This is a genomic window from Loktanella sp. DJP18 (assembly GCF_049310965.1).
Classification (GTDB): domain Bacteria; phylum Pseudomonadota; class Alphaproteobacteria; order Rhodobacterales; family Rhodobacteraceae; genus Loktanella.
Genome location: NZ_JBMERN010000124.1, coordinates 1 through 10,720, shown reverse-complemented (window position 1 = coordinate 10,720; position 10,720 = coordinate 1). Strand labels below are relative to the sequence as shown.

Here is a 10,720-nt window from a genome sequence, read left to right as displayed (position 1 = left end):
GGTGGCCGGATGTTCCGGAATACGCATGGGATCGAGCAGTTCCGCACTCCACGCGATCTCTGGCTCGACCGAATCCTTATGCAACCGGTCCGCGGCCCGGCTTCCGGCCACGCCCTTGACCCGCGGACCGCCATAAAGGTCCCTCGCGAATGACGGCCGCCACATTTGAACGCGGCATCCGGGAGGGCGGGGGCAGGTCTCACACCAGCTTATCCAAGTGATGCTTGAGGTTCGACATCTCAATGACGCGTACGGTTGCCCCTGCACTGGCGGAGAGCGAATTGGGTGCAAACGGGTGCGGTTTTGGATCTAGATTAGTTCGGTTCGCTTTGTGTCGATCTGCTGGTGTGAAGCCTAGTTCACAATTCTATTACGCCTGGTGCTGATGAGACCCGTACTCATGGCTCGCCCGTCACTGAGGCGATCTGTACCAAATCTGGTAAATTATCAGAACATCAAAACCGAAGGCCTATCAGTCCGTAAAACATTCCGTCAATCGTGCGTTTTTTGGACAATTGCAGATTCCATTGCTAGTCGAGATCTGTCGGCGCTTGAAAAGTTTAATGTCTGCGTTTGCGCAAAATTAAAATGCCAGCCCTGGCAGCCACAGGACGATGGCCGGGAATGCAACCAGCAGAATCAAGCGCAGGATATCTGCGAGAATGAAGGGCAGGATGCCCTTCACCACTGTGCTCAGCGAAGTTCCGGGCGCAGCAGCCTGAACTACGAACAGGTTCATGCCGATTGGGGGCGTGATCAAACCAATCTCGGCCACGGTGACGACGATGATGCCGAACCAGATCAGATCAAAATCCAGTTCCATCGCGACGGGAGCGAGTAGCGGAACGGTCAGCAGGATCATCGACATGGAATCCATGAAGCAGCCCAGCACGATGTAGAACAGCAGGATCAGGACCATCACCATCGTCGGGCCAAGCCCTGCCGACCGGATCTGGTCGATCAGCAATTGTGGCAGGCCGGTGTTCTCCAGGAAAAAGTTGAACAATGATGCGCCGATCAGGATGAAGAAGATCATGCCGGTTAGGCCCGCCGTTTCAAAGACTGAGGCCCGGAGCGCATCGCGGGTGAGTTCGCCCGAGAACACAGCGAGGACGAAGGCGCCGACCGCGCCGACCGCTGCCGCCTCTGTCGGGCTAAAGAAGCCGAGGTAGATGCCGCCTATGACCAGTGCGAAGAGGGCCACGACTTGCCAGACTTGCCCGAGATAGCGTATCCGGTCGCCCCAACCCGTCCGCTCTGCCGCCGGGGCGAGGTCGGGGCGGAAGTGGACGCGGACCATGATCGCGGCGGCATAGAGCAGCGCACCCAGCACGCCAGGGATCAGGGCCGCGATAAACAGTTGGCCGATGGAGCTTTGAGTCAGCAAGCCGTAGATCACGAGCAGGACCGAGGGCGGGATGAGAACGCCGAGTGTGCCGCCGGCGGCAACGGTGGCGGTCGAGAGGGACTCGTCGTAGCCGTGGCGCTTCATTTCCGGCAAGGCGACCCGGCCGATGGTGGCGACCGTCGCCAATGACGACCCGCAGATCGCGCCGAAGAGGGCGCTTGCACCAACAGTTGTAACGGCAAGCCCGCCTCGCCGGTGACCGATAAAGGAATTGATGACGTCGAATAGGGACCGTGAGAGGCCTGCGTGAGATGCAAAGACGCCCATCATTACGAAGAGTGGAATGACAGAGAACGAATAGGGGAAAATCGACTCGAATGGGCTCGACCCGAGGATGTAGGCAACCCCCATCCAGCCGTTCAGATACCAGTAGCCCAGCGTTCCTATCACGCCCATGGAGACGGCCACCGGCACGCCGAGCGCGATCAGCCCCAGTGCGGCAACGAAGCCTAGAAGGCCCAGACCCGCATCACCCATGGCGGTTCGCCGCCAGCAGGGCGCTCGCCAATTCAAGCAGGACCGCGACTAGCGAGACCGCCAAGCCAATCAGCAAAGGATACCAGAACCACGCGATCGGGATGCCAAGCTGTTGGGATGTATCTCCGTACATAATACGCGTCTGATAGGTCAGAAAACCCTGCCACAGCATCATTCCGACAAGTGCCAACGTCAGGGTCATTGCCAAGAGTCGCAGGGGCACCATCAGGGCCGCCGGCAATGAGGTAAGCAGAAAATCGACACTGACGTGGGCCGCGGTCATAAAGGCGAAGGGCATCACCAGCCAGGCGCCGGTAACGACAAAAAGCTGGACGAGGTCCACGACGCCTGCGATTGGATAGCCAAACCGGCGCCCGATTACGTCCGCGACTGTCACGAAGGCCGCCATGCCGTAGGCGGCAACACCCAGTACCGCGAGGGTCTGAACCGCGCCGCGGGCAAACCGTGTCAGTCGTGTCATCGTTTCACACCCCACGTTGCTGCCGTCAGCACAAAACAAGTATGCGCTGACGACGTTATCAAAGCCGTCTCGGAATCACTCCGGATGGGCGGCCTGATATTCTGCGACCTTATCCTGCATGGCCTGATAGATCTCATCAGCGTTGTCCACGCCTTCATCCTTCACCGTCTGCAGGTAAGCCTGCATCATAGGCCGCAGGGCCTCTTTCCACTTGGCGCGTTCTTCGTCGGACAGCACCGTGATTTCATGGCCGGCGTCGATGGCGTCCTGACGGGCAGGGGCGTCCCAAGCATCCCACCAGTCGCCGAACTTGGCCACGAGATTGGCACCGGAATACTTGTCGATGCAGGCCTGCGCTTCCGGTGAGAGGGCGTCGAAAGATCGCTGGTTCATTACGAAGAAGAACGAGACAGTGTAGGCGCCGAGGTCGAGGTGATACTTCAACACCTCGTTTAGGCCAAAGCTTTTCACCGGGTCCCACGGGAAGACGGTGCCGTCGATCACGCCACGTTGCAGGCTTTCGTAAACGTCGCCGGGGGGCAGGCCCTGCGGGTCGGCGCCGAGGAACGACAACATATCGGACACCGCTGGGCTGGGCGTGCGAATGCGCAGACCCGCCAGATCATCCATCGTTTCGACCTTATTTGCGTTGGTATGGATCAGGCCGCCATTGTGAGCGTGCAGTGCCAGCACCTTCAGGCCCTTGTATTCTTCTGCGAGATAGTCGGGAAACAGCTCCCACAGAGCATAGCTGGCCGCGCCCGCATCGTCCGTCAGGAATGGCATGTCGATCAGCGATGTGCGTGGGAAGCGCCCGCGCGGGATGCCCGAAAGACCATGTGCGATATCGACGACGCCGGCCACGACCTGTTCCTGCTGGCGGGCGACGTTGCCCAACTGAGTACCGGCGGGGGATATCTCGAACTGGACCTCGCCGTTGGTACATGCCGTTACGTCTTCGCTCCAGGGCACGATGAAGTCCGTGTGAATGCCGTGCACAGCAGGTAGATAGTGACTGACCTTCAGCGTTGTTTCGGCGTGTGCGGCTGTGGCAAATGCGGTTGCAACGGCCGTGGCGGTTAAAAGCGTTGTCTTCAAGGTCATGTCAGGTCCTCCCTGTTTTTGAAATAACGTGTCGTTCCGGCTCAGAGCGCAAGCTTGATCCGGCCTCCGTTCCTTGCGCGCGAGACGCAGGTCATGATGCGTGTATTGGCCGCCCGTTCCGCACGGGATAGCACGACGTCGCGGTGGTCGACCTCACCTTCGACCACCGCCACCTCGCAGGATCCGCAAAGACCCTCGCGGCAATCGCAGGCGATGTCGATCCCTGCCGACAGCAGCGCGTCCAGCAGGGTCGTATCCGCGGGCACGTCGATCGTCAGGCCGGAATCGGTGAGGTCCGCGTGGAACGCGGTTTCCTTGTCGGGATCGAGGTGGGCGTTTGTGGTGCTGAAATGTTCAGAGTGATAAGTGCCGTCGGGCAGATCGGCGGTCAGTGCCTCCAGAGCGGCTAGCAGCCGGTTGGGGCCGCAGGCATATATTTGCGCACCGTCAGGGAGGTCTGGGACGATCTGAGCTAGATTGAGGGGGGTATCTTCATCAGTGGCGTGCAACACTAGCGTGTCACCATGATCGCGCGTGGCCCGATCGAGGAAGGCCATCGTCCGGCGGCTGCGCCCGGCGTAATGCAAGGCGTACGGCGTGCCGATGGCGCGCAGGCGGTCGGCCATAGCAATGATCGGAGTGATGCCGATGCCGCCCGCAATCAGAACGACGTGGCGCGCGTTTTCGTCCAGCCTGAACAGGTTCGACGGACCACGCAGCCGGATTTCGGTGCCGGGTGCCACGCTGTCGTGGATCAGCCGTGACCCGCCGCGACCCGTTTCCTCGCGCCGTATCGCGATCTGGTATGTGTCTGACTGCGGATCGCCGCACAGCGAATATTTGCGGTCGAAATCGCCGACGCAGATCTCTACGTGCGCGCCGGCCGTCCAACGGGGTAGGGTGCGGCCCTGTGCATCTGCAAGCGTTAGGCCCAGAACCCCATCAGCCTCTTGGCGCACCTCGGTCACACGGACGCGGCGCGCGATGTCGCGCCGCACCGGCGCACCGACGGAAAAGTGGCGTGGCGTGCCGCGTGTGGGGTTGAGGGCCGGATCCCAGTGGACCCACAGGGCCTCCGGCCCGCGGAACGAGGTGTTGGGCATGTAGGTGAAATCCTGCTCTGCCAATTGCAGGTGGGGCAGGCGGCGCGTCATCTCTTCCAGAAAGATCCGCATCTCCATCCGGCCGATGTTCTTACCCATGCATTGATGCGCGCCGTAGCCGAATGTCAGGTGATCCACGGCATTATCGCGGTAGATGTCGAATGTCTCACCAGCCTCGAAATGCCGTTCGTCCTGATTGGCCGACGCTTGGACGATCAGCAGCTTTGCGCTTTCCGGCAGATCGACGCCCTGCAATGTCGTTGGTGCCGTCGTCTCGCGCCGCCAGGCGACGATGGAGCCGGCGTAGCGCAGGCATTCCTCGACCGCGTTTGGTATCAGGGAGGGATTGCCGCATATGTCATCCCAGGCATCGCGGTGGGTCAGCAACGTTCTGAACATGTTGGCAGAAGCCAGGGACGTTGTCTCGTGCGCGGCCACGATGATCGCCATCATCATCGAATGGACGTAGCTGTTGGTCACGACGTCGGGATGTTCGGCGTTCATGCGAATCGTGTGGTGCATCCAACCGGTGCCGTCTGGCTGGGCGCGCATCCGTTCGATCACGTGGCCCGCATATTGCCAGAAGCGGCCGACGTCATGGGCGACCTCCACCTGTTTTTCGTCCGTGGGCTTCCCCCAAGTATTGACCGAGTGGGCAAGGGAGAACGTGCGCAATGTCTCGACCTCGTCCTCGGGCACGCCAAGAAAGTGCAGGGCGACCAGTAGCGGCACCTCGTAAAGCATGGCGTCAACAAGATCGACGCGCCCGCTTTCGATGAAGGCGTCGATCCTGTCCCGCGTCAGACGACGCACCATGTCCTGCTGGCGTTCGAGGTTGTCGGGCAGAAAATGTTCCAGCAGCAGCCGCCGGCGTTCCATATGCGCAGGCTCGTCCTCGTTGACCAATGTCCGGTTCATTGCATACCCGTAGCCACGCAGCACCTCGGACGCCTCCGGCGTGGCGGGGGTGATCTTTTCCAGTACGTTTCTTGGGGAAAACAGGATGTTGTCACGGAACACCGCCTTGACGTCATCGTAGCGGGTCACGACCCAGTAGCCGAGCTTTGGCGCAAAGAAGACCGGCTTCTGATCGCGCGCCCATCGCAGCGCCTGGGCGGGGTCGACCTGATAGGGTCCGTCGAACGCATCGAACGCACGCACCAGATCAGAGGAATTACCCATGGGAAAAGCCGCGTCTGCCGCATGAATCGGGCAGATCGGCACAGGTGTCCGGGCGCTTCGTGTCATCCTCTTGCCTCCCCTCGATTGTATGTTGCAAGTCTTAGCGTAATCGCCGTTTTGCGGATTTACAATTGCATATATGGATACAAGTTGTCCACATAGTGAACATGCGGCAGACACGCCGGCCACGGCCGGGCGCGGTGGGGCCGAAAGGGACCAGAAAGGGCCGACCTTATGTCAAACAGCAAGCTTCAGACCCTCGATCGCGGCATCGCGGCGCTTTTGTTGATCGCGCAGTCACCCGGCGGTCTGAAGGTCGGCGATCTTGCGTCGCAACTGGATCTGCCCCGTGCCAATGCGTACCGGATCGTGGGCACGCTGACGGATCATGCCATGGTGCGGCGTCTGGACAGCGGGCATGTCGTTCTGGGGGTCGGTGCTTATCATCTGGGCGGTCTGACGACGGACAACGTGCGCACTGTTGCCCGTCCGGTTCTGGAAGGGCTGGCCGAAGCGACAAGCGCCACGGCCTTCCTGTCGATGGCCTCGGGGAGGGAGTGTATAGTCGCGCTGACCGCAGAGCCGCGCAGTTCGTCAATCGCCATTCACTACCGCGTCGGCCACCGTCATCCGATCACGCGCGGGGCCGCCGGCATCGCGATCTTGGCAGGACTTCCAGCGGCGGCGGACGACAGCGATGACATCAGGTTCGCGCGCGACCACGGTTATAGCCTGACCCGAGGCCAACTGCACAAGGGCGCGATCGGGGTGTCCAGCCTGGTCGTTCCGCCTGGCGCGGGTTTTGCGGGGCCGGCTTTTTCCATCGGTGTGGTGGCGCTGGAAGAGCTTGATCTGAATTGCGCGACCGTCGCCGTGCCCCTCGCTGCCAAGAGGTTGGCCGAGATGCTGATTCAGGATGAACGCCCTAAACTGTAATGCCTGCAAGGATGCGGAGGCTCCTGAACAATGCCGCATGTTCCTCGACCCCGAGCAGTTCCATCAGGGCGCGGTCATGATCCATCGCAATATGCAACAGGTCGTCGTAGGCCGTTTGCCCGGCCTTCGTCAGCGACAGCGTGGCGATCCGCCGATCCGCAGCGACCTCTTTGCGCCGGACAAACCGCTTCGCTTCCAGCGCGGCGACCGCTCGGCTGATCTTTGTCTTGTGGATACGCGCACGTATGCCGACCTCGGTTGCACTGAGCGTACCGAACTGTCCAAGGTGCGCCAGAACACGCCACTCTGTCCGCAGCATGCCGTAGCGGTTCCTGTAGACGCGGCTGAAGTCCTGACCGACGATCTCTGCCGACTGGTTCAAAAGATAGGGCAGGAAATTGGCAAGTTGAAATTGCGGGATGTCGGTCAACGGAAACCTCGGGAAACGTGTTGTTAGTTACAAATACAACTATTACCGCTGGGGACAAGCTGACGGAGGAACTAGAATGACTGACGCAAGACTATCGCAGACAGAGCCGCGCTACATGTCGGGCTTTGGCAACGATTTCGAGACGGAGGCGTTGCCGGATGCCCTGCCCCAGGGGATGAACAGCCCGCAGAAGGTGAACTATGGGCTTTATGGCGAGCAATTGTCCGGTACGGCCTTCACTGCGCCTGGGCATCAGAACGAACGTACGTGGTGTTATCGCATCCGCCCGTCCGTGCGGCACCAAGGGCGGTTTTCCCGCATCGATCTGCCGCACTGGAAAAGCGCGCCGCATATCATCGACGACGTGACCAGTCTGGGGCAATATCGCTGGGATCCCCTGCCGCATGGCGACACCGACCTAACCTGGCTGACGGGCATGCGCACGATGACGACGGCAGGGGACGTGAACACCCAGACCGGCATGGCGTCGCACATCTATCTTGTCACGCAGTCAATGACGGATGCGTATTTCTATTCCGCCGACAGTGAACTGCTGGTGGTGCCGCAGGACGGGCGGCTGCGGTTCGCGACCGAACTAGGGATCATCGACGTTGCCCCGCAGGAAATTGCGATCATCCCGCGCGGCCTTGTCTACCGGGTCGAAGTGCTGGAAGGTCCCGCACGGGGCTTTGTCTGCGAGAATTACGGTCAGAAATTCGTGCTGCCGGGCCGGGGCCCGATCGGGGCCAATTGCATGGCCAACAAGCGTGACTTCAAGACGCCCGTCGCCGCCTTCGAAGACCGCGATGCGCCGTCGACACTGACTGTGAAATGGTGCGGCCAGTTTCATGCTTGCCGGATCGACCACAGCCCACTGGACGTCGTGGCCTGGCACGGCAACTACGCGCCAGTGAAATACGACCTGTGCACCTACTGCCCGGTTGGCGCGATCCTGTTCGATCACCCGGACCCGTCGATCTACACCGTGCTGACCGCGCCGTCCGGCGTCGAGGGCACGGCAAATATTGACTTCGTTCTGTTCCGCGACCGCTGGAACGTGGCCGAAGACACCTTTCGACCGCCTTGGTACCACAAAAATGTCATGTCCGAACTGATGGGCAACATTCACGGCCAGTACGATGCAAAACCCAAGGGCTTCGTCCCGGGCGGCATGAGCCTTCACAACTGCATGCTGCCCCACGGCCCGGACCGCGCGGCGTTCGAGGCGGCTTCGAACGCCGATCTCAAGCCACAGAAGCTAGAAAACACTATGTCCTTCATGTTCGAGACGCGATTTCCTCAACATCTGACGGAATTCGCGGCGAAAGAGGCACCGTTGCAGGATGACTACGTCGACTGCTGGGACGGTCTGGACAAGAAGTTCGACGGTACGCCGGGGGTGAAGTGATGGGTTATATGCAAAGCTGGGTGAAATGCGCCAACAGCGCCGAGACTGATTTCCCGCTGAATAATTTGCCCTACGGCGTCTTCTCGACTGGCGGCACCGATCCGCGCTGCGGAGTGGCGATCGGAGACATGATTCTTGACGTCGCCGCGGCAGAAGCGGCCGGGCTGACCGGCACGACGGATCTGCTAGGGCAGGGGATTTGGAACCCGGTGATGGCGGCCGGCCCGCAAGTCTGGGCCGACTTCCGTAATACCCTGACTGACCTGCTACAGGAAGGGTCAAGCCAAGAGGAGGAGCTATCATCCATGCTACACCCTGTGGCAGATGCGACTTTGCATCTGCCGCTCCGGGTCGCGGAGTACACTGATTTTTATGCCAGCAAGCAGCACGCCACTAATGTAGGCACCATGTTTCGCGGTCGAGAGAATGCCTTGCCGCCGAACTGGTTGCACATCCCCATCGGTTATAACGGTCGCGCCTCGACAGTCGTTGTATCCGGCACCGACATCGTTCGCCCGAACGGTCAGACCAAGGCGCTCGATGCGGATACGCCCAGTTTCGGCCCCTGCAAAAGGCTGGATATCGAGTTGGAGATGGGTGCGATCGTTGGCACACCGTCATCGATGGGCGACACGCTGAGCGTGGCGCAGGCGCAAGAGATGATCTTTGGCTACGTTCTGCTGAACGACTGGTCCGCACGAGATATCCAAGCGTGGGAATACCAGCCGCTTGGTCCCTTTCAGGCCAAGGCGTTTGCCACCTCGATCAGCCCGTGGATCGTCACGGCGGCGGCGCTCGCCCCCTTTGCCAAACCGACCCCTTCGAGAGAGGTCGCGCTGCTGCCTTATCTAGCCGAGAATGCGCCGGGGCTTTACGATCTGACGCTGACCGTTGATATGGCAGCCCCGGGCGGTGCGCCTACCCGGATCAGCCGCACCAACATGCAAGAGCTGTATTATTCCGCGGCCCAGCAACTGGCGCATCACGCGTCGTCTGGCTGCGCGATGCGGACTGGCGATCTGCTGGGCTCAGGAACGATCTCTGGCCCGGACCCGCACAGCTATGGCTCGATGCTAGAAATGACATGGGGCGGCAAGAACCCGATCACTTTGGCTGATGGTGGAGCACGCACGTTCATTGAGGATGGTGACACGCTGACGCTGACCGGACATGCACTGGGGGATGGCTACCGTGTTGGCTTTGGCCACTGTACCGGCACGATCCTGCCCGCGCGGAAGTGACGCCATGGATGTGGTGCTATGGGACTACTGGCGGTCATCCGCTAGCTACCGCGTACGCATCGCGCTGAACCTTGCAGGAATTGCCTATCGGACGGTTCCAGTGGATCTGCTGGCGGGCGAACAGGGCAGCGCGGCCCATTCCGTGCGCAACCCACAAGGCTTTGTGCCTGTGCTGGACATCGGCGGCCTGCGCCTGACACAGTCGCTGGCCATCATTGAATATCTAAACGAGACGCAAGGGTTAGGGCTGCTGCCTGGTGATGCCGCCACGCGCGCACTGGTACGACAAATCAGCTATGTGATCGCAATGGACACCCATCCGATCTGCAATCCATCGGTGGTCGAACAGGTTATCGCCCTGGTAGTTCAGGCAGAGCCGGTGCGGACGGACTGGATGCGCCACTTCATCCTGCGAGGACTGCGGGCGTGTGAGGCGCTGTTGCCGGAGACCGACGGCTATTTCAGCATCGGTGCGCACCCGTCGCTCGCCGACATCTGCATCGCGCCACAACTTTACAACGCGGGACGGTGGCTGGTACCGTTCGACGACATACCTAAACCGACGCGCATCGGGGCCGCCTGCGCCGCCCATCCTGCGTTCAGCGCGGCGATACCTGAAGCTGTGAAAGATTGAACCCCGTTTCGTCCTTCAGGGTCTTGAGCACGATTTCCGATCCAAGTGCGCATGGTATCCAGATAAAGGCCAGTCCGGTTCCTGTCTAACGGCTGGCGAGAGAACCCGATCACAATGCCATCATGCCGGATGCTCAGGGAAATCGCGTTTGGGTCTGTCTCGTCACGTAGAGGTCGAAAATCATCGAAACCTGACCACGAACGCAGCGAGAGAGCTCAAAAGTTCACGCTCCGTTCGCCCTCTTCACGCTCAAATTTCAAAACCTGATAGCCCTGGCCGGATGCTGATGAGGCCGGTGTTGAAGGATTTCGCAGCG

Annotated in this window: 9 protein-coding genes; 4 read left to right on the top strand and 5 right to left on the bottom strand. The window is 60.6% G+C overall.

The features are described from left to right. Positions 1-583: 583 nt before the first annotated feature. The 4 genes from ACOI1H_RS20980 to ACOI1H_RS20965 all read right to left on the bottom strand — a co-directional run bounded on the left by ACOI1H_RS20980 (position 584) and on the right by ACOI1H_RS20965 (position 5,755). Positions 584-1,885 (bottom strand): TRAP transporter large permease, encoded by a 1,302-nt coding sequence (locus tag ACOI1H_RS20980; RefSeq protein WP_422439917.1) that lies wholly within the window; start codon positions 1,883-1,885, stop codon positions 584-586. Continuing rightward, positions 1,878-2,366 carry a TRAP transporter small permease gene (locus tag ACOI1H_RS20975; protein WP_422439916.1) on the bottom strand — a complete coding sequence of 163 codons (489 nt, stop codon included), beginning with the start codon at positions 2,364-2,366 and terminating at the stop codon, positions 1,878-1,880. Before ACOI1H_RS20975 ends, ACOI1H_RS20980 begins: the two co-directional genes overlap by 8 nt. Before the next feature lie 75 nt (positions 2,367-2,441). Continuing rightward, on the bottom strand, positions 2,442-3,470 hold the full coding sequence (locus ACOI1H_RS20970; protein ID WP_422439915.1) for a TRAP transporter substrate-binding protein: 1,029 nt from the start codon (positions 3,468-3,470) through the stop codon (positions 2,442-2,444). 41 nt (positions 3,471-3,511) lie between these two features. Then, positions 3,512-5,755, bottom strand: coding sequence for a cytochrome P450/oxidoreductase (locus tag ACOI1H_RS20965; RefSeq protein ID WP_422439914.1), 2,244 nt, complete (start codon positions 5,753-5,755; stop codon positions 3,512-3,514). A gap of 234 nt (positions 5,756-5,989) precedes the next feature. Between ACOI1H_RS20965 and ACOI1H_RS20960 the strand changes: the two genes are divergently transcribed. Next, entirely contained in the window at positions 5,990-6,691 is a 702-nt protein-coding gene (locus tag ACOI1H_RS20960; protein ID WP_422439913.1) for an IclR family transcriptional regulator, read from the top strand. Here ACOI1H_RS20960 and ACOI1H_RS20955 read toward each other — a convergent pair. Beyond that, the gene (locus ACOI1H_RS20955) at positions 6,681-7,121 is read right to left on the bottom strand and encodes a MarR family winged helix-turn-helix transcriptional regulator (protein ID WP_422439912.1); all 441 of its coding nucleotides are present in this window, start codon (positions 7,119-7,121) and stop codon (positions 6,681-6,683) included. The two genes, ACOI1H_RS20960 and ACOI1H_RS20955, sit on opposite strands and share 11 nt — an antisense overlap. A gap of 76 nt (positions 7,122-7,197) precedes the next feature. Here ACOI1H_RS20955 and hmgA point away from each other — a divergent pair, with 76 nt between their 5' ends. Genes hmgA through maiA form a run of 3 tightly spaced genes read left to right on the top strand, consistent with a single transcriptional unit; the run spans position 7,198 to position 10,404 of the window. After that, entirely contained in the window at positions 7,198-8,529 is a 1,332-nt protein-coding gene (hmgA, locus tag ACOI1H_RS20950; RefSeq protein WP_422439910.1) for a homogentisate 1,2-dioxygenase, read from the top strand. Next, positions 8,529-9,770, top strand: a complete 1,242-nt coding sequence (fahA, locus tag ACOI1H_RS20945; RefSeq protein WP_422439908.1) for a fumarylacetoacetase — start codon at positions 8,529-8,531, stop codon at positions 9,768-9,770. Before hmgA ends, fahA begins: the two co-directional genes overlap by 1 nt. A 4-nt stretch (positions 9,771-9,774) precedes the next feature. Continuing rightward, positions 9,775-10,404 carry a maleylacetoacetate isomerase gene (gene maiA / locus ACOI1H_RS20940; protein ID WP_422439907.1) on the top strand — a complete coding sequence of 210 codons (630 nt, stop codon included), beginning with the start codon at positions 9,775-9,777 and terminating at the stop codon, positions 10,402-10,404. Positions 10,405-10,720 lie beyond the last annotated feature (316 nt).